The sequence below is a fragment of the Actinoplanes teichomyceticus ATCC 31121 genome, assembly GCF_003711105.1.
GTDB classification, from domain to species: Bacteria; Actinomycetota; Actinomycetes; order Mycobacteriales; family Micromonosporaceae; genus Actinoplanes; species Actinoplanes teichomyceticus.
In genome coordinates, this window is record NZ_CP023865.1 from 3,074,746 (window position 1) to 3,094,248 (window position 19,503).

The window sequence follows — 19,503 nt, forward strand, 5'->3', positions numbered from 1 at the left end:
TGGCCGGACGGATCGCCGGAGGCGGCGGCCGGATCCGGGGTGGCGCCGGATCGCGCCGAGCCTCACCCGTCCGGGCGACGGCTGGCCCTGGTCTTCGGGGCGGTCCTGGCAATCCTGGCCGCGGTCAACGTCGCGGACAAATACGGGCCGCACCACACCGGCCTGGTCGCCGGCCCGGTGGTCGCGCTGGCCCTGGTGCTGATCGCCCGCCGGGCCGGCCTCACCTGGCACGACCTGGGACTGTCGCGCCGCACCCTGCTGCCCGGCCTGCGCTACGCGGTGGGCGCCGTCGCCGCGGTCGCGGTGGTCTACGCGATCGGCGCCGCCATCCCGGCCACCCGGGTCGCCTTCCACGACGTCCGCTACCACCTGCACCCCGGGGCCGCGCTGCTCACCGCGCTGGTCGTGGTGCCGTTCGGGACGGTGCTGCTGGAGGAGGTGGCGTTCCGCGGCGTGCTGGTCGGCCTGGTCAACCGGCATCGCGGCGCGACCTGGGCCAGCATCACCTCGTCGGTGCTGTTCGGCCTCTGGCACATCCTGCCGTCGCTGCGCCTGGCGCAGGTCAACCAGGCGGTCGGCGCCACCCTCGGCTCGGGCACGGTGGGCAGCGTCCTCGCCGTCGTCGGCGCGGTCGGGTTCACGGCGGTGGCCGGACTGCTGCTGTGCGAGCTGCGCCGCCGTTCCGGCAGCCTGCTCGCCGCCGCCGGGCTGCACTGGGCCACCAACGGCCTGGGTCTGCTGATCGCCGCCGGGCTGGCCACGACCAGCCTCCCCTGACAGGTGCAGCCCGGTCCGGCCGAGGACGGGCCCGGCCACGACCACCCCGGCCTGGGTTGGTCAGGGCACGACGGGTTGGCCCGGCCGAGCCATGATCAGCCTGGCCTGGGTCGATCAGGGCACGGCGAGCTGGCTCGGCCGAGCCATGACCAGCCTGGCCTGGGTCGATCAGGCCACGACCAGCTGGCCCGGCCAGCCATGACCAGCCCGGCCTGACCGGTGCGGCCTGACCTGGCTCTGGGCGGCCCGGCCCCGACCGGGGCCGGCGGGTCGTCGAACCGGCGCGCGGCCGGTAGTAGGGTCGGCTCATGCGTGTTCCCACCGCCGTGATCACCGCCGGTTCGCTCATCGGCGGCTGGCAGCTCGCCCGCCGCACCGGCATCCGCCCGCTCGGTGGCGCCGTCCTGGCCGCCGGTGGTGTGCTGGCCGGCCGAGAGTGGGCCCGCCGCACCGGCCCGGCGACGACCGGTGCGCTCGCCGCGACGTACATCGCCGCCTTCGGCCTCTCGCACCCGCTGGCCAAGCGGATCGGGTCCTGGCCCGCGGTCCTGACCGTCTCGGCGCTCACCGCCGCGGCGTCCTACGCCGCCGCCGACCGCCGCGTCCCACGCTGAGCGGGGGAGGGAGTCGCTGGTCGGCCCCACGCCGAGCCGGTGTCGTCGCGGTTCCGGGTCGCCGGCCGAGTCCCGTGCCGATCCGGTGCGAGGGCGGTTCCGGGTCGCCGGCCGAGTCCCGTGCGCCGAGCCGATGCGAGGGCGGCTCCGAGCCGCCGACCGGAGCCCACGCCGATCCGGTGCGAGGAACGGCGCCGAGTCGCCCGGCCCGACCCGGCCCCGGCCCGGCCCGGCCCGGGAGACGGTCGGTCGCCGGCCGGGCCCGCGCCCGGCCGGCGACGCCGGGATCACTGGTAGACGCGGACGTAGTCGACCAGCATCCGGCTCGGGAACGGGGTGCTGGCGTCGATCGGGCCGGGGAAGTCCCCGCCGACCGCCAGGTTCAGGATCAGGTAGAACTGGTGGTCGTAGATCCACGGGCCCCGGGTGTTCTCCACGGTGTCCTTGGCGGCGTAGAACACCTCACGGTTGTCGAGGAAGAACCGCATCCCCTTGCTGTCCCACTCCACCGCCCACACGTGGAAGTCCGCCGACAGATCGACGGTCGCGTACTTCTGCCCGTAGCCGCCGGCCCCGTTGTACGCCGGGGCGTGCAGCGTGGAGTACGCCTCGGACGTGTTGCGTCCCAGCACCTCCATGATGTCGATCTCCCCGTTGTACGGCCACGGCCGCCCGGCGAGGAAGTCGGAGCCCATCATCCAGAAGGCGGGCCACAGCCCGTTGCCCTTCGGCACCCGGATGCGCGCCTCGATCCGGCCGTACTGGACGTGGAACTTGTTGCTGGTGTTCATCCGGTGCGAGGTGTACTGCCGGCCCTGGTAGTCCTGCCGGCGCGCCTCGATGACCAACTGCCCCTGACCGTTCATCGAGGCGTTCTCGCTGTTCGGGGTGTAGTACTGCACCTCGCCGTTCTGCGGGACGCCGGGGTCCATGGTCCACTTCGACCCGTCCGGTTTGGTGCCGGCCGCGCCGTTGAACTCGTCGGCGAAGACCAGCCGGGTGGCCGGGAAGGTGGGGTCGGCGGGCCGGGCGGGCGGGTCGACCGGGTTGCCGCCGGTGCCGTACACGCTGAACTCCCAGAGCGAGTAGCCGTACGGGCCGCTGCGCGCGGTGCCGTACATCCGCACGTACCGCCCGGTCCCGCTGGCGTTGATCACGTCCTTGAGGCCGTCGCCGGTGGTGGTGGACCAGATCGTGGTCCAGGTGACCGCGTCACCGGAGACCTGGATCTGGTAGGCCCTGGCGTACGCCGGGTCCCACTGCAGCACGACCTGGCTGACCTGCGCGGTCGCGCCCAGGTCGACGTAGATCCAGCCGGGGTCGACCCAGCCGGTGGTGGAGCTGGTCGCCCAGCGGCTGGCCGGGTCGTTGTCGAACGCCTTGTCCGCCGTGCACGGGTTGCAGTTCACGTCGTTCTGCTCCGACGAGGCCCGGCCCGGCTTGGCGTAGGACAGCAGGCGCGCGCCGGGCGTGCCGGTCCCGCCACCGGAGAAGACCTGGAATTCCCAGAACGAGTATCCGTACGCCTCCAGCGCCCGCTGGGTCAGGTTGATCCGCACGTAGCGCGCGGTCCCGGCGACCGGGATGCTCTGCTGACCGCCGGTCCCGCCGCTGGTCGTGTAGGCCTGGGTGTAGGCGCTGCCGTCGGTGGAGAACTGGATCGTGAACGCCTTCGCGTACGCGTTCTCCCAGTTGATCGCGATCCGGCTGACCGCGGTGGGCGCGCCGAGGTCGACCTGGAACCACTGCGTGGCGGCGAAGGCGCTGGCCCAGCGGGTGCCGTTGTCGCCGTCGACTGCGGCGCTCGCCGGCGTGCCGGCCCACTCCGAGGACGACGCGGTGACCGCTTTGTTCTGCGAGACCAGCGTCTCCGCCGCCTGCGCGCCGCTCGGCGTGGCCAGCAACGCGCCGAGCAGCCCGGTCAGGGCGGCGGCGGTGGCGAGAAGTCGTTTTCGCGGACGTTTCTGGGCAGGGGACATCAGCATGGGGGACTCCCGATGATGTGACGAAGCCGTTTCCAGCGGGGGAACAAGCTGTAAAGACGCTCTCTTGCCGGACACTGTGTCCCCGGGGTGAACCGGTGTCAATGGGTCGCCGGAACCGGTTCCGGCGATGCCTGCGGCATCGACGCAGGTCAAGCCCGGGGTCAGCGGTGGCCCGGCGCCGCGGTTCCGGAACCGCGCCGCTTCGTTCACAACCAATCCCCGGTACGAACCACCGGCCCCGCCGCGGGCCACGCGGCCCGGATCCGGCACCGATGCGGTGCGACGCCGCCACGCTGCGAGCCGCCACTTCCGAGTCGCCTGGTTGGGAGTCGCCTGGTTGGGAGTCGCCTGGTTGGGAGCCGCCCGGCTGGGAGCCGCCTGGTTGGGAGTTGCCTGGTTGGGAGTTGCCCGGCTGGGAGCCGCCCGGCTGGGAGCCGCCCGGCTGGGAGCCGCTCGGCTGGGAGTCGCCCGGCTGGGAGTCGCCCGGCTTCGGGCGGCTTGACTTCGGGTGGCCCGGGCTTCGGGTGGCCTGCCTAGCGGCCTTGCTTCCGGCGGCTCGGCTTCGCGCGGCTCCGCATCGAGCGGCGGCCCCGCTTCGAGCGGCCCCGCTCATGGCAGTTCAGGTGAACGTTGTCCGCAGCGCGAGAAGCCACCGAGTCGTCCATCCCTCTTTCGCATTTTCCGTTCCGGCGCGCCTGGAGGGCGGCGTCATCGACGGAATGGATATTGGCATGATCGAATACTGACTTGTGTCGGGCAGGCGGCGGGATAATTGAGGCATGGGGCAGTTGTCGCTGTTCGGCAGAGCGGAGCTCGCTAAAATGCGGGACCGGACTGCTTCGCGCGATTATTCGCCCGCGCGCGAGGAATTCCGCCGTGAGCATGAGCGTCGCCGGTTCTGGGGCTTGCGGCGCCGGCACGCCGAGAGGTTGCGGCGCGGCGGCGCAGCATCGTCGATCACCCCCACCGGCGAGGGTGAGCGGACCGGCCCCGTGGTCAGCGCTGCGTCCGCCGGGGTTCCGGCTGTGTCACGGGTCGTTCCGGTTCCGGTTCCGGTTCCGGGGGCGGGAATTCCGGCTGTGTCACCGGTTGGTCCGGCTCCTGTTTCGCGGGCGGAGTTTCGGCGTGCGTGGCAGGTTGCCTTGGTTCGGGTTCCGGGTGTGTGGCAGGTTGCCTTGGTTCGGGTTCCGGGTGTGCGGCAGGCTGCCTCGGTTCGGGTTCTGGCTGTGTGGCAGCCTGCCCCGGCTCGGGTTTCGCCAGCCTCCGGTTCAGGGCCACGGGTGACGGCTTCGGGTTCGACACCGGCGTTTCCGGTGGTGGGGCCGGCGGCGGCCGGGAAGTGGATGCCGGCGGCTCCAACGTGGGTGTCGGCGGCCTTGCTGTTGGTGCCGGCGTCCTCGAAGCAGGTGTCGGCAGCCTTGATGTGGGTGCCGGGGGCCTCGGTGATGGCGCCCGCCGTGCGGGCCGCGGCGAATCCGGTGCCTCCGCGACCGGCGCGGCCATCGCGAGCATCGGCCCCGATGCCGCGGCTTGCGCTGCGACCGCTTGGAGCGACCTCGCGGTCAGCGGCATCGGGTGTCGCGGCCCGGTCCCGCGAGCCGCGCCCGGTCCCTGGTGCGTGGAGTGTTGCCGGTCCGGCTTGTGCTCCTGGTGCGTGGACCGTTGCCGGTCCGGCTTCTGGTGCGGGTCTCCCCGGCGGAGTCGGCCGCTGCGGGATGGCAATCGCGGTGACGCCCAGCGATATTCGGTGCCGCCGAGTCCGCGGTGGTCGTGGGGTGGCGGCCGGGGTGGCGAAAAGCGAGATTGCCGAATTCCGTCGGGGGCCTTTGTTCCGCCCATTCATGGTAAGTGCCGGCTTACCCGGCCTCCGGTCGAGAATTGTTCACCGGGCGCACGGTCCGCCGGCATCGTGCGGTTTCGATTCCACGAACGGTGTGCGAAAGCCGCTGTCTCGGGCAGGCGTTTTCGTCGCTTGTCGCATCGGGCCTATGGGGACCGTTGCGATGACTCCGTGCTCGGCGTGCCGCTGCACCGGGTTCTGATCGACGCGCGGCGCTTGTTCGGGTCCGACCCGCGGGGCGTGGGCTGGCTGCCTCATCCGGTGGGTCTGCGGGTGTTCGCCGAATGTCGGCGAGCGGCGCGGCTCCAGACGGCTCGGATCGGCTACGTGGGTGTCGACGGGCGGGGTCTTCAGGCAAGTCGCGGGACCTCCCGGGAGATCGGGTAGGTGCGGGTGCGCAATCGATCGGCGCGGTGCGCATGTGTACGAGCGTACGCATGATGTGTACTCTCGTACGTATGACAGCGTCTTCCGATTCGCGGTCCATGCGGGAGCGGATGCTCGCCGGGGACCTGTACATCGCCGACGACCCGGAGCTGGGCGAGGCGGCGCTGCGCGCGATGGACCTGACGGACGAGTACAACGTCACGCCGATCCGCAACTTCGACGAGCGCCGCCGGCTGCTGGCCGAGCTGCTCGGCGAGGTGGGCGAGGGGGTGGAGATCCGCCCGCCGCTACGGGTGGACTACGGCGCCCACATCCGGATCGGCGCCCGCACCTTCGCCAACTTCGGCCTGATCGCCCTGGACGTCGCCCCGATCACGATCGGCGCAGACGTGCAGATCGGCACGAACGTCCAGCTGCTCACGCCGACCCACCCGATCGAGCCGGGGCCTCGCCGCGACAAGTGGGAGGCGGCCAAGCCGATCACGATCGGCGACAACGTCTGGCTCGGCTCCGGCGCGATCGTCCTGCCCGGCATCACCATCGGCGCGAACACCGTCGTCGGCGCCGGCGCGGTGGTCACGCGTGACCTGCCGGCGAACGTGGTCGCGGCCGGCAACCCGGCTCGTGTCGTCCGCACCATCGACCCGGCATGAGCGGCGGCGTGCGATGCCCGGCATGAGCCGCGACAGCGCGCCGGGCCGTGCCACCGCGGGCGCCGCGGGGAGCGCCGTGCCGGGTCGCGTGCCCGCGAAAAGCGCCGTGCCGGGTCGCGTGCCGGTGGAGGGCGCCGTGCCCGCGGAGGGCGGCGTGGCCGGGGACGTCCCGAAGGGCCGGCGGACCCGGCGGCACGATCCGGGCCGCCGGGACCGGCTGATCGACGCCGCGCTCCGGGTGATCGCCGAGCGCGGGGTCGCCGGGACCACGCATCGCGAGATCGCCCGCGCCGCCGACGTCCCGCTCGGCTCGATGACCTACCACTTCAGCTCGCTGGACGAGGTGCTCGCCGAGGCGTTCACCCGGCATGCCGAGGCCGCCGCACGGGTCTTCGACGAACGGCTCGGCGCGGCCACCGACCGCGACAGCGCGGTCGAGGCCGTGATCACGCTGGTCCGCGACGACCTGCTCGGCTCGCCGGCCGATCTGGTGCTGACCGTCGAGCTGTACGTCGCCGCGGCCCGCAATCCGGCGCTGCGCGCGGTGACCCAGGGCTGGATGCAGCGCAGCCGCAGCGCCCTGGAGCGCCACTTCGACCCGACCACCGCCCGTGAGCTGGACGCCCTGATCGAGGGTCTGGTCCTGCACAGCGCCCTCTCCACCGACCCGATGAACCCCGGCCAGATCCGGCACGCCATCGAGCGCTATCTGCGCTGACCCCCCGCAACCCGCCCCGCACGCCGCCGCCGACGCGTGCCCGCAGCCCGGCCCGGTCCGCACGGCCGCCGGGCCGCCGCGCGCCGCGTCCGGCGTCGTACCCCCGAGCGCACCGTCCATCGCAACCGGAGAGCCCTGTGTCCGTTTCCCGCACCACCGGACCGACCCGCGACGCCCGCCGGGCCCGGGCCGCCGTCGCCGCCCTGTTCCTCACCAACGGCGCCGTCTTCTTCAACGTCGTCCCGCGCTACCCGCAGATCAAGGCCGACCTCGGGCTGAGCAACGCGCTCCTGGGCGCGGCGCTGGCGGCGTACCCGGTGGGCGCCCTGCTCGCCGGTCTCCTGGCCGGCGCCGCCATCCGCCGGGCCGGCTCCGCCCGGGTCGCGTCGTTCGGCATCGTGCTGACCGCCGCCGCGACCGTCGCCATCCCGTTCGCCCGCCACGGGAGCGTGTTCGCCGCGGTGCTGTTCGTCGTCGGCGCCCTCGACGCGATCGTCGACGTCGCCCAGAACGCGCACGGCCTGCGGGTGCAGCGCCGGTACGGCCGCTCGATCGTCAACTCGCTGCACGGGGTGTGGAGCATCGGCGCCGTGCTGGGCGGCCTGATGGGCTCCGCCGCGGCCGGGCTGCACCTCCCGCTGGCCGCGCACCTGACCCTGTCGGCGACGCTGTTCAGCCTGGTCGCGCTGGTCGCGTACCGGTTCACGCTGCCCGGCCCGGAAGACGCCGAACGTACCGTGGCATCGGTCCCCGGACCGGGCGACCGCGCCGCCGCCCATGCCCGGCGGCGCCCGTTCGGCGCCGCGGCCGTGCGGATGCTCGCCGCGCTGGGCGTCCTCGCCGCCTGCGGTTCCCTGGTCGAGGACGCCGGCGCCTCCTGGGGCGCGCTCTTCCTCACCGACCTGCGCGCGGACGCGGCCACCGCCGGGCTCGCCGTGGTCGCCCTGCAGGTCGCCATGACCGCCGGCCGTCTCGCCGGTGACCGGGTGGTCGACCGGTTCGGCCAGCGCACCGTGGTCCGGGCCGGGGGCGTGCTGGCCGCCGCCGGGATGGGCGCCGCCCTGGCCGTGCCGTCGGTGCCGACCGCGCTGGCCGGGTTCGCCCTCGCCGGGCTCGGCGTGGCCACCCTGGTCCCGGCCGCCATGCACACCGCCGACGAGCTGCCCGGCCTGCCGCCGGGCACCGGCCTGACCATCGTCAGCTGGCTGCTCCGCGGCGGTTTCCTGCTGTCCCCGCCCCTGGTCGGCGTGGTCGCCGACCGCACCAGCCTGCGCGCCGGCCTGCTGACCGTCGTCCTCGCCGGGGTGGTGACCGCGATCCTGGCCCGGGTCCTGGTCAACCGGCGGTCCGCGACCGGCCGGGACGAACCCGCCGCCGTGCCCGCCGGCCCTGCCGCCGTGCCCGCCGGCCCTGCCGCCGTGCCCGCCGACCGGGGGCCGGTCTAGGCGGCTGCCGCCGGCTGCTCCAGGGACGCCTGCCAGACCGCCCAGCGGGTCTGCGGGCCGAGCGCCTTGGCGCGGTACATCGCCAGGTCGGCCCGGTGCACGATCTCGTCGTGGGTGAGCTCGCCCGGCCCGGACACCGCCACCCCGATGCTGGCGGCCAGCGTGATCAACCGCTGGTCGACGGCGACCGGGCCGAGCGCCGCGGCGATCCGGCCGGCCACCTCGTACGCCTGCTCCGGGAAGTGCAGGTCGGTCAGGACCACGGAGAACTCGTCGCCGCCCATCCGGCACGGCAGGCCGGGCGCGGGCACGCACCGCTTGAGCACCTCGGCGAACTCGATCAGCACCAGGTCGCCCGACTTGTGGCCGAGAGTGTCGTTGACCTGCTTGAACCCGTTCATGTCGATGACCAGGACGGCCGAGTGGCGGCCGGCGCGGGCGTCGCGCGCCAGATTGCGGTACGACGTGGCCCGGAACCGGGACCGGTTCGCCAGCCCGGTCAGCCCGTCGGTCAGCGCCCGCTCGTCGCTCTCCCGCTGCACCAGCGCCTGCCGGAACAGCACCAGCCCGCTGAGCACGGCCCCGGCCAGCGCCAGACCGCCCCACGGGTACAGCGAGCGGTCCTGGACCGCGGCGTTGAGCATCAGCCCGTGCGCCAGGGCGACCGCGGCGAACGGCAGGTACTGGCCGGCCCGCAGGCTGCCCCGGGACTCGCGGGGCGCGGCGCCGAGCACCCGGCACTGCTCGACGGCGGCGGCCGCGAGCAGCGCGTCGGTGGTGATCCAGCAGAACAACTGCCACTGCGAGTGCATCTCGATCTGCCCGTGCCCGTGCAGGTAGCCGTGCACGCCGTCACCGGCGAGCAGGACCACGGTGCCGGCGGCGAGCAGGCGCAGCGGGCGCATCGCGGAGCGGTCGGCGCCGCGCAGCAGGGCCCGGGCGATCAGGAACAGCAGCGCCAGGTCGGTGATCGGGTAGACGCCGGCGGCGACCACCACGGTCAGCGTCAGGCCGTGCGCGTCGACGTACGGGCCGAACGAGGTGTACCAGAGCAGCACCCCGCCGGCGACCAGCACGGTGCCGGCGTCCAGCGCGGTCTTCCAGCGGTCCCGGCGGTTCATCGCGGCGAGCGGGAAGCGCTGCAGGGCGACCAGCAGCGCCAGGACGAAGGCGAAGTGGGTGACGTCGTCGGCGCCCCGGATCCCGGCGGCCCGCAGCGCGCCGACCACCACCGGGGCGACGATCAGCACGGTCAGGCAGACGGTGACCGCCCGCCACGCCTGCCGCAGCCGGGGCAGCAGCGCCGGGGCGCGCGACGCGCGGATCGCGGCGACCAGCCCGATCACGCCGAAGGTCACCCGGGCGCCCTCGGCGACCACCTCGTACGAGCCGACGCCGGCGCGCAGCGCGGTGGTGGACAGCAGCATGATGGCGGCGTAGAGGACGCCGAGCGCCAGGTACACCGCCGGCACCCGCCGGAGCCATGTGGGCATGCGTCCTCCTCCGCGTTGACCCGCGTCTGATCGGCGCTGCCCGGCCCGCACTTGAGAAGCCGCGGCGCTGCGGAACGGGAGCAGCCGGGTCACCGGGACGGGGCCGGTGCGGGAGCGGCCGGCGCGGGCCGTCCGGGCGCGGCGGTGAACCGTAGGATCGGTGGATGTCCGTTCCACAGACGCACGACGAGGCGGTCGCCGCCGCCCATCGGCTCGCCGCCGAGCTCGCCCCCGGCGCGATCCAGCGGGACCGGGCCGGCGCGACGGTGATCCCGTCCGAGGCGCTCGCCGCGCTCGATTCGTCCGGCCTGCTCGCGATCACCGTCCCGGCCGCCGACGGCGGACCCGGTCTCGGCCCGCGCACGCTCGCCGAGGTCGGCCGGATCGTCGCCGCCGCCGATCCGGCCATCGCCCAGGTCCCGCAGGCGCACTTCCTGATGGTCGACGTGCTCACCGTGCACGGCGGCCCGCAGACCCGCAAGCGTCTCTTCGGCGAGGTCCTGGCCGGGCGCCGGCTCGGCAACGCGCTCGCCGAGCGCGGCGGGAAACACGCGCAGGACCTGCGTACCAGGATCAGCGACGGCCGCCTCGACGGCGTCAAGTACTACACGACGGGGGCGCTGACCTGCGCCTGGATCGCGGTCAGCGCCCGCGACGAGCAGGACCGCCTGGTGCTGGCGTTCGTCGCCCGCGACGCCGAGGGGGTGGCTGTCGACACCGACTGGGACGTGGTCGGCCAGCGGGCCACCATCAGCGGCACCGCGACCTTCACCGCGGTGCCGGTCGAGCCCGCGCTGTGCCTGGACTACGGGCAGGCCTACCAGGTGCCGCAGCAGCTCGGCGCGCGCGCCCAGCTCTACCACGCCGCGATCGAGGTGGGCATCGCCGGCGCCGCGCTCGGCGACGCCCGTGACTACCTGCGGACCAGGGCCCGCCCGTCCACCGAGGCGGTCCGGGCCGGCGCCACGAGCGCCACCGACGATCCGCACGTGCGGCACCGCTACGGCCGGCTCGCCACCCGGGTGCGGGCCGCCGAGGCGCTGCTCGACTCCGCCGCCCGTACCCTCGAGGAGGTGACCCTGACCCCGGCCGACGCCGGCGCCGCGGCGCGTGGCTCGCTCGCCGTCGCCGCCGCGAAGGCGTTCGGCAGCGAGGTCGCGGTGGAGGCCGGCTCGGAGCTGTTCGCGATGTGCGGCACCAGCTCCGCCGCCGCGAAATACGACCTGGACCGGCACTGGCGCAACGCCCGCACGCACAGCGTCCACGACCCGCTGGACTGGAAGTACGCGCACATCGCGGCCTACGAGCTGGCCGACGTGCTGCCGCCCAACCACGGGCAGCTGTGAGCGCCCGCGCGGCGCGCCGGCGCGGGTCGTCGCGCCGGCGCTGACCGGCCGTCAGGGTCCGGCGAGCCCACGCCGGGGCCGCCGTCACGAGTCGGCGGCCGGGGCCCGGTGGCGGCGCCCGATCGTGGCGGTGGACCCGCGGGCGGGCCGGGCGGCCCGCCCGGGCGGCGGCCGGGGTCAGGGCTTGCCGGTGTAGCGGAAGGACGCGAAGACGACGTCGGCGCTGTGCTCGAAGCCGAGGCGCTGGTAGAGCCGGATGGCGCCGTCGTTGTCCTGCACGGTGTGCAGGAACGGCAGCTCGCCGCGGGCCAGGATGCCGGCCGCGACGGCGACGGTCAGGCGGGCGGCCAGGCCCTGCCCGCGGAACTCCGGGTCGGTGCAGACCGCGGACACCTCGGTCCAGCCCGGCATCCGGAAACGCTCGCCGGCCATCGAGATCAGCCGGCCGTCGCGGGTGCGGATGCCCAGGTAACGGCCCAGCTCGATGGTGCGCTTGCGGAACGGGCCGGGCTGGGCGCGGGCCACCAGCTCCAGCATCTCCGGGACGTCGTGCTCGGTGAGCGGGACGGCCTCGGGGTCGTCGACCGCGGTCATCGCGGTGCCGACCATCTGCACGCCGTGCGTCCGGCTGTCCTGCACCCAGCCCGGCGGCGGGCTGATCGACGGGCCGGTGAGCACCGCATGGTCGGTGAGCGTGGCCAGATCGCGCCAGGCCGCCGGGTCGGCGGTGTCGCTCACGGCGCAGAACGGGGCGATCTCGGGGAGGTAGCGGGCGGCGTCTCCGGCGGCCTCGGCGTAACCGGCCTGGGGCCCGGAGAGGGCGGCCCACACGGGATTGTTCAGCACTCCTGTGACCCTGCCCGCTACCGGCCGGTCGCGCCAGTGCATAACCGGCACGTCCACGCTGTGAGTGAGTGTTCGGTTACCGACAGTCGAGAATCTGGCGAATAATCGTTCCCTAGGGTGGATCGTTGCACGGTGGGCATCCTCAGCGGTCACGCGGGAAGCGCGGCCGGCTGGGCGGAAGCGGTCAGCGCCGGGATGTCGGCCGGCCACAGCGGCCGGGCGAAATGGTAGCCCTGGCCGTAGTCGCAGCCCATGGTGTCCAGCGCGATCCGCTGCCCGGCCTCCTCGATGCCCTCGGCGACCACGGCGAGATCCAGGTTGCCGGCCAGCGTGACGATCGCGTCGACCAGGGCATGCTGCTGCCGGCTGGTCAGGATGTCGTCGATGAACGATTTGTCCAGCTTCAGGACATCCACCGGCATCTGCCGCAAATAGCTCAGCGAGGAGTAGCCCGTACCGAAGTCGTCGATCGCGATCCGGACCCCCATGGCGCGCAACGCGCGCAGATCCCGGATCACCTTGTCGGCGTCCTTGAGCACCAGGCTCTCGGTGATCTCCAGCAGCAGCCACTCGGGCCGCGCCCCGGCCCCGGCCAGCGCGGCCCGCACCTGCTCGACGAAGTCCGGCGAGCGGAACTGCCGCGGGGACACGTTGACGCTCACGTAACGCAGCGTGGTCGCCGGATCGGCGGCCTTCCAGTCGGCGATCTGCCGCAGCGCCTGGCGCAGCACCCAGTTGCCGATCCCGACGATCGCGCCGCTCTCCTCGGCGGCCTCCACGAAGTGGAACGGCCCGAGCAGCCCGCGGGTCGGGTGCTGCCAGCGCACCAGCGCCTCGACCCCGGTGACCCGCTGGTCGGCGAGCTCGACGATGGGCTGGAACTGCAGCATGAACTGCTCGCCCTCGATCGCCTCGTGCAGCTGGGTACGCATCTCCAGCCGCTGCACCATGGCGTGCGCCAGGTCGCTCTGGTACCGCTGCCAGTCGCCCTTGCCCATCCCCTTGGCCAGGTAGAGCGCCAGGTCGGCGTGCCGCAGCAGCTCGGTGGCGTTCGCCGTGCCCCGGTTGGTGGCGACGCCGATGCTGACCCGGCCGCTGACCAGGTGCAGACCGCCCTCGCTGTCGGGCACCTCGATCGGCGTCCCGAGCTCGGCCACGATCCGGGCCGCCACGTCCTCGGCGGCGTCCGCGCTGTCGCTCTGCTCGACCAGGATGGCGAACTCGTCGCCGCCCATCCGCGCCGCGGTGCTGCCGGCGCCGATGCTCGCCGAGATGCGCCGGGCCACGGCGAGCAGCAGCTGATCCCCGACCGCGTGCCCGAGCGTGTCGTTGACCTCCTTGAAGTCGTCCAGGTCCACGAAGAGCACGCCGAGCGTCGCGCCGTCCCGCTCGGCGACCATGAAGGCCTGCTCCAGCCGGTTGCGGAACAGCACCCGGTTGGCCAGCCCGGTCAGTGAGTCGTGGAACGCCTGATGGGTCAGGTCGTCCTCGAGCCGGCGCTGCTCGGTGACGTCACGCATGGTGACCACCAGGCCGGTCACGGTCGGGTCGTCGCGCAGGTTGCGCATGTCGCACTCGACGAGCACCCGGCGGCGGCCGGCGTCCTGCGCGGCCAGCTCGATGCCGGTCAGCTCGCCGTGCCCGTGCCGCAGCCGGCGCAGCACGTCGCGCAGCGCCTCCTGGGCGTCCGTGGCGACCAGCGCGGCCAGCGGCGTGCCCGGCACGATGGCCGCGCCGAACAGCTTGATCGCCGACGGGCTGGCGTACCGGATGGTGTCGTCCTCGTCGAGGATCAGGATGACATCGGCGGCGCTCTGGATCAGGGTACGGAAGTACGCCTCGCTGTCGCGGCGGTTGACCTCGGCGGTCAGCGCGATCCGCTCCAGGACCACGGCGATCTGCGCGCCCAGCGCCTCGAACGACGACCGCACCGCGTGCAGCACGTCCTCCGGCGCCCCGACGATTATCTGGCCGTGCCGTTCCCCGCCGGGCAGCGGCTGGGTGGCGAACAGGACCAGCGGGAACCCGCCGGAGCCGACGCCGGCGGGCAGGTCCGCCGCGGCCATCAACCGCACCGCGACCTCGCCCGGCCCGGCCACCGGCGGCGGCAGCTCCAGGTGGTACGGGCGGTCGGCCGGCATCAACCGGACGACCGCCCGGCTGAGCGCCGCGCGCACGTCACCCTCGGTCGCCGCGGCGAACAGCGTGGCGCCGGCCTCGCGCAGCGCCCGCTCCCGGGCCATCGCCTGCCGCTGGGCCAGCGCCAGGTCCGCGACCCGGCCCAGCACCAGCAGGAACATCACCGCGGCGGCGGCCGCGATGACCGGCGCGTCGACGATCCCGCCGCGCGCGATCTCGGCCGGCCGGCCGTGCAGGTACTCCACGCACAGCACCGCCGGGGCGATCAGCGCCGCCGCGGTCAGCCAGGCGAGACGGTGCCGGCCCATCCCGGCCCGGGCGGTCCGCTCGGCCGGCGCGGTGAGCTCGCGCATCGACGGCCGCAGCGCGGTGTAGCCCATCACCGCGTAGAAGACGGTCCAGCCCAGGTCCACCGGGCCGCCCAGCGACCAGTCGCTGCGCAGCTGGGACTGCCCGTAGAAGACATCCGAGACGAGCAGGCCGATCATCGCCACGCCCAGGCCGAGCAGCGCCTTCGGCCGTTTGCCGGTCGTGCTGACCATCCGCAGGATCATCGCCAGCGCCAGAATGTCGCCGAGCGGGTAGCCGACCGAGACCACCTTCTCCAGCACGCTCAGGTCCTGCGCCCGGGTGAACGGCGCGATCCAGTAGACCCAGGCCACCAGGCCGAGCCCGACGGTCGGCACCAGCGCGTCCAGCAGCGCCGCCCGGTCGTCGCCGCGGCCCGCGCGGGCCCGGACGAACAGCAGGAAGCCGCCGGTCAGCAGCGGGTAGACCAGCAGGTAGAACACGTCGGCGAGCCCGGGGAAGCCGGGCTCCCCGCCGAGCGTCTGGACCAGGTTGTACCAGCTGTCGCCGGTGGTGAAGAAAGCCAGCGCGGCGCTGACCAGGTACCAGGGCAGGCGCTGGGCGGGACGATTCAGGCGGACGCCCACCAGGATCGCGGCGGCCGCCGAATAGCCCAGCAGCGCCCACGTGTACAGGTGCGTGGCAGGGAACGTGTAGTAGAGGGCGACCAGCGCCAGGATCCAGGCGCCGAAGCACGCGCGAGCGGTCCGCGTCGTCATGCGTACTCCGTTCGAGGGGGGTTCCGGGTCCGACCTCCGCGTTATCGGGGCGGGCCGGGCCGACCTGAGCCGGGTGCGCGGGTCGCACCCGGTTGGCAATCGAACGAGCCCTCGGCGGCTGGTGGACACCCGGCCCCCGGCACGGCGGATCCGGTGCGCGGGCCGGGCGGCCCAGAAAGATCGACCCGGGCCCGGTCACGGTGTCCGCGGGCGACCACCCGCGGCGGGCGCCGCCTCTTCGGTACGCCGGGCCGCCCCGTTCGTGGCCCGGCGCGGGTCGCGGTTTCGGCACGGATCGGGCGGGGAACAGCAGCGGCATGTTCCCGGCGGAGAACCTGCGCGACTGGCGTGGCCACAAAGTCATCGACCCGGACGACGACAAGATCGGTGAGCTGGAGGCGGTCTACGTCGACACCGGCACCGACGAACCGGCGTTCATCACCGTGCGTGTCGGCTTCATCGGCCGGCACCGGCTGGCGTTCGTTCCGCTCGCCGGCGCGACGGTGAAGCCGGACGCCGTCCGGGTGCGGTACGCCAAGAAGCTGATCGGCGACGCGCCGGCCATCGACCTCGACGGGGAGCTGGCGGCGGCCGAGGAGCCCCGGGTGTTCGCGCACTACGGGCTGCCGTACATCCCCGGCGCGGGCGGTGAGCGGCGGCTGGCCCGGCGCTGACTCCTCCTGATCCGCGCGGCCCGCGCCGCGCGGCCGTAGTCTCGCCCCGGGGCAGCTCCTGGCCCCGGGGCCCGTCCCGTTACGGATGGTTTCGGCGCCTCGCCGGCTGCTTCTACCCTCCTGCCGGTCTGTTGACCTGGCTTTCATTGCATGGCACGGCTTCGTTGACCCGGCGCCGCTTGTGTTGACCCGGCGCCTCTTCGGTTGATCCGACGCCTCTTTGGTTGATCCGATGGCTCTTCGGTTGGCCCGGCGCCTCTTTGGTTGATCCGATGGCTCTTCGGTTGGCCCGGCGCCTCTTTGGTTGATCCGATGGCTCTTCGGTTGGCCCGGCGCCGCTTTCGTTGACCCGATGCCGCTTCCGGGCGTCGCCGCCGCAGGGTCCACCGGACGACCGGACGCGGGCGGCCGAACGGTTGAATACGGGTCACTTCGCTGTTTCGTCCGTTGTCGCGGCTTCCCCGGCTTTGTACGGTGGGTCGCCATGGAGCTCGATCAACTCGGCCGGGAGGCCGTCACGGCCGGCGCACGCCTGGCGCTCGATCAGTGGTCGCGGCGTCTCGGCGCGCCCCCGGCCATGACCCCCGGACTGCTGGCCCAGCTGGATCAGCACATGACCCACATCCTGGACGCCCTGGACAACCGGGCGGACACGGTGTCCCTGGCCGCCTATGCCGACGGGGTTGCCGACGCCGCGGGGGCCCGCGGCTGGTCGGCCGACGAGATCGCGGCGGACTGGCGGGACGCGTCCTGGCCGTCGGTGCACCTGCTGGCGGTCTGCCTGCTGGCGACCCGCCACCTGAACTGACGGCGATGCCCCGGCCGCACGAGCGGCCGGGGCATCGGCATCGACGGGCTCAGCCGAGCCGGCGCCGGCCCTCGTCGGGCAGGTCCGCCTCGATCCGCTCCTTGCGGACCTCGCCGCCGACGGTCTGCTCCTCGGTGACGGTCTCCTTGCCGAGGCGTACCCGCTCGACCGGCACGGTCTCGGTGCTCACCACCGGGCGCTCGGCGTGCAGGGTGACCTCGTGCTCGGACTCGGTCAGGTCCGGCCCGCGGTACGCGTCGTCCCGGTTCGCGTCGGTGACCGGCTCCCGCTCCAAGCGGACCTCCTCGCGGGTGACCGGCACGCTGACCTGCTCGTGCTCGGTGGTCACGTACTTGCGCAGCCGGGCCCGGCCGACCTGCTCGCGGTCGGTGCCGACGTTGAGCCGCTCCTCCGACCGGGTCATCGCGTCGTCGCCGCGGTCATCGTACGACCCGGTGTGGGACCGGCCGGCCGTGCCGGTGTAGGACTCGTTGCCCGTGGCCGAGCCGGTGTAGGACTCGCTGCTCGCGGCCGAGCCGGTGTAGGACTCGCTGCCCGTGCCCGAGCCGGTGTAGGACTCGTTGCTCGCGGCCGCGCCGGCCTGGTACGCCCGGTAGCTGTCGTGCTGGCGAAGGCCGTAGTACGAGTAGAGCTGGTCGACCTCGGCCTGGGTCAGCGGCTCGTCGTGCGAGGCGTCCACGTTCGGCGCGTCCTTGACGGTGGCCTTGTCGAACGGCACCACCAGCTGGTCGTCGCGCAGGTCGGCGTTCTGCAGGGGGACCAGCGACTCGTTGAGCCCGAAGAGGCCGGTGCGGACACTGACCCAGGTGGGCAGGCCGGCGGCATCCGTCCACACCTGACCGGCCGTACCGATCTTGTGACCGTCGCGGTCGTGGACGTCGCGGCCGTGCAGCGAATTGATGTGCTCCTGCGTGATCACGGGGGGTCTCCGATCAGTAGGTTTCTACGCCTTTAGCACCTTTGTGGTGATCCGTGGGGTTTTGAGCACCCGACAAGACTGATGCCCACCAGAGCCGACTTCTAACAACCCGGCACGGCTCATTCATCCACCGGCCGGGTGAGGACCCGGGTCAGCTGCGTGCGTACCGCCTCGGCGGGGGAGCCGTCGCCGGTCATGCCCCAGGTGATCAACGCGCCGTTGTAGGCGGCGTGCACCGCCCGGGGCAGCCCGGCCCGTGGGGCGGGCAGCTCACCGGCGCGCGCCGCGGCGTCCAGCACGGTCGCGATCGCGGCCTCGACCGCCTCCGCGTATCCCCGGGTGACCTCGCGGAACTGCGGATCGGAGAGGTCGAGCAGCAGGAACTGCAGGTGGTTCGCGAACTCCGCGGGCCCGCTGATCCCGCCGGCCAGCTCGGCGAACGTCTCGATCAGCGCCCGGGCCGGCTGTTCGGCGTCGCGGGCCGCCGCCAGCCGGGCCGGCATGGTCGCCGCGGCGCGCCGGGCCAGCGCCAGCAGCAGGTCGCGTTTCGACCCGAAGCGCTGGGACAGGGCGGCGGCGGTCACCCCGGCCCGGCTGCCGATCCGGGCCAGGGTGACGGCGGCGGGGCCGCACTCGGCGACGGCCGCTGCGGCGGCGTCGAGGATCGCGGCATCGGAAACGGTGCGGGGACGGGCCATGTTGGCCATATTACTAAATGATGGTTCACTAACCTCATGGGCATGACATCACGGCGCACTGCGCCGAACCTTTCTGGCCGCGTCGCGCTCGTCGCCGGCGGCACCCGCGGCGCCGGCCGCGGCATCGCGATCGAACTGGGCGCGGCCGGCGCGGTCGTCTACGTCAGCGGCCGCACCACCCGCGAGGCCCGCTCGGACATGGACCGCCCGGAGACCATCGAGGAGACGGCCGAGCTGGTCACCGCCGCCGGCGGCCAGGGCATCCCGGTCCGCTGCGACCACCGCGACCCGGCGCAGGTCCGGGCCCTCGTCGCCGGCATCGAGGACCGGCACGGGCGCCTCGACATCCTGGTCAACGACGTGTGGGGCGGCGACCCGCTGACCGAGTGGGACACCCCGTTCTGGCAGCTGGACCTGACCAAGGTGCACACCATGTGGGACCGCGCCGTCTTCACCCACGTGGTGACCAGCCGGTACGCGGTGCCGCTGATGATGCGCCGGCGCGGCGGCCTGATCGTCGAGATCAGCGACGGCCTCGGTCGTGAATACCGCGGAAACCTCGCGTACGACCTGGCCAAGACCGCGGTGAACCGCCTGGCCGTGGCGCAGGCCGCGGAGCTGGCCGAGCACGGGATCACCGCGCTCGCGGTCACGCCGGGCTTCCTGCGCAGCGAGGCGATGCTCGACCACTTCGGCGTCACCGAGGCGAACTGGCGCGACGGCGGCCGCAAGGATCCGCACTTCCTGGCGTCGGAGACCCCGCGCTACGTGGGCCGGGCGGTCGCCGCGCTGGCCGCCGACCCGGAGGTGGCCGCGCGCGCCGGCCAGGTCCTGACGTCGTGGGACCTGGCCGAGGAGTACGGCTTCACCGACGTGGACGGCCGCAAGCCGCACTGGGACCGCCATCTGCGCGACGCCGCCGCGCCGAACTGACCGGTTTCGGGCAGGCCTCGGTGCGGCCGGGCGTGGTTTCAGCGGCCGCAGTTTCGGGCCGGGCGCGGTTGTGGCGGCGCGGTTTCGGCCGGCCGCGGTTGCAGCGGGGCCCGGCGTCGTCTCGGGCGGGGCGTGGTTCC

Annotated in this window: 15 protein-coding genes; 9 read left to right on the top strand and 6 right to left on the bottom strand. The window is 73.6% G+C overall.

Annotation, left to right across the window (positions count from 1 at the left end; all coding sequences use genetic code 11):
- Positions 1 to 39: 39 nt before the first annotated feature.
- Entirely contained in the window at positions 40 to 777 is a 738-nt protein-coding gene (locus ACTEI_RS13760) for a CPBP family intramembrane glutamic endopeptidase (RefSeq protein ID WP_239082637.1), read from the top strand.
- A 308-nt stretch (positions 778 to 1,085) separates the two neighbouring features.
- On the top strand, positions 1,086 to 1,391 hold the full coding sequence (locus tag ACTEI_RS13765; protein WP_122978019.1) for a hypothetical protein: 306 nt from the start codon (positions 1,086 to 1,088) through the stop codon (positions 1,389 to 1,391).
- A gap of 287 nt (positions 1,392 to 1,678) precedes the next feature.
- Here the strand turns inward: ACTEI_RS13765 and ACTEI_RS13770 are convergent, their stop codons facing one another.
- Positions 1,679 to 3,370 carry a discoidin domain-containing protein gene (locus ACTEI_RS13770; RefSeq protein ID WP_483396352.1) on the bottom strand — a complete coding sequence of 564 codons (1,692 nt, stop codon included), beginning with the start codon at positions 3,368 to 3,370 and terminating at the stop codon, positions 1,679 to 1,681.
- A 2,304-nt stretch (positions 3,371 to 5,674) separates the two neighbouring features.
- Between ACTEI_RS13770 and ACTEI_RS13785 the strand changes: the two genes are divergently transcribed.
- The 3 genes from ACTEI_RS13785 (at position 5,675) to ACTEI_RS13795 (ending at position 8,419) form a co-directional block, all read left to right on the top strand.
- A complete protein-coding gene (locus tag ACTEI_RS13785; protein ID WP_122978023.1) occupies positions 5,675 to 6,256 on the top strand; it encodes a sugar O-acetyltransferase in 582 nt (193 codons plus the stop codon).
- 22 nt (positions 6,257 to 6,278) lie between these two features.
- A complete protein-coding gene (locus tag ACTEI_RS13790; protein ID WP_122978024.1) occupies positions 6,279 to 6,974 on the top strand; it encodes a TetR/AcrR family transcriptional regulator in 696 nt (231 codons plus the stop codon).
- Between the two features lie 137 nt (positions 6,975 to 7,111).
- Positions 7,112 to 8,419: an MFS transporter gene (locus tag ACTEI_RS13795; protein WP_122978025.1), complete on the top strand. Its 1,308-nt coding sequence runs from the start codon at positions 7,112 to 7,114 to the stop codon at positions 8,417 to 8,419.
- On the opposite strand, the gene ACTEI_RS13800 is transcribed toward ACTEI_RS13795, so the two are convergent.
- Positions 8,416 to 9,912 carry a GGDEF domain-containing protein gene (locus ACTEI_RS13800; protein ID WP_122978026.1) on the bottom strand — a complete coding sequence of 499 codons (1,497 nt, stop codon included), beginning with the start codon at positions 9,910 to 9,912 and terminating at the stop codon, positions 8,416 to 8,418. The genes ACTEI_RS13795 and ACTEI_RS13800 overlap by 4 nt on opposite strands.
- A 164-nt stretch (positions 9,913 to 10,076) precedes the next feature.
- On the opposite strand from ACTEI_RS13800, the gene ACTEI_RS13805 reads away from it, so the two are divergent.
- Positions 10,077 to 11,258 (top strand): acyl-CoA dehydrogenase family protein, encoded by a 1,182-nt coding sequence (locus ACTEI_RS13805; protein ID WP_122978027.1) that lies wholly within the window; start codon positions 10,077 to 10,079, stop codon positions 11,256 to 11,258.
- 177 nt (positions 11,259 to 11,435) lie between these two features.
- Here ACTEI_RS13805 and ACTEI_RS13810 read toward each other — a convergent pair whose 3' ends face one another.
- A complete protein-coding gene (locus tag ACTEI_RS13810) occupies positions 11,436 to 12,104 on the bottom strand; it encodes a GNAT family N-acetyltransferase (protein ID WP_122978028.1) in 669 nt (222 codons plus the stop codon).
- 149 nt (positions 12,105 to 12,253) lie between these two features.
- Entirely contained in the window at positions 12,254 to 15,310 is a 3,057-nt protein-coding gene (locus ACTEI_RS13815) for a putative bifunctional diguanylate cyclase/phosphodiesterase (RefSeq protein ID WP_122978029.1), read from the bottom strand.
- A gap of 317 nt (positions 15,311 to 15,627) precedes the next feature.
- Between ACTEI_RS13815 and ACTEI_RS13820 the strand changes: the two genes are divergently transcribed.
- Complete coding sequence (locus ACTEI_RS13820) at positions 15,628 to 15,984, top strand: PRC-barrel domain-containing protein (protein ID WP_122978030.1); 357 nt, start codon at positions 15,628 to 15,630, stop codon at positions 15,982 to 15,984.
- Between the two features lie 484 nt (positions 15,985 to 16,468).
- Positions 16,469 to 16,792, top strand: coding sequence for a DUF6401 family natural product biosynthesis protein (locus tag ACTEI_RS13825; protein WP_122978031.1), 324 nt, complete (start codon positions 16,469 to 16,471; stop codon positions 16,790 to 16,792).
- Between the two features lie 49 nt (positions 16,793 to 16,841).
- Here ACTEI_RS13825 and ACTEI_RS13830 read toward each other — a convergent pair whose 3' ends face one another.
- Entirely contained in the window at positions 16,842 to 17,732 is an 891-nt protein-coding gene (locus ACTEI_RS13830) for a DUF2382 domain-containing protein (RefSeq protein WP_122978032.1), read from the bottom strand.
- A 119-nt stretch (positions 17,733 to 17,851) separates the two neighbouring features.
- Positions 17,852 to 18,430: a TetR family transcriptional regulator gene (locus tag ACTEI_RS13835; RefSeq protein WP_122982131.1), complete on the bottom strand. Its 579-nt coding sequence runs from the start codon at positions 18,428 to 18,430 to the stop codon at positions 17,852 to 17,854.
- Positions 18,431 to 18,472: 42 nt separating this feature from the next.
- Here ACTEI_RS13835 and ACTEI_RS13840 point away from each other — a divergent pair, with 42 nt between their 5' ends.
- On the top strand, positions 18,473 to 19,363 hold the full coding sequence (locus ACTEI_RS13840) for an SDR family oxidoreductase (RefSeq protein WP_122982132.1): 891 nt from the start codon (positions 18,473 to 18,475) through the stop codon (positions 19,361 to 19,363).
- Positions 19,364 to 19,503: the final 140 nt, after the last annotated feature.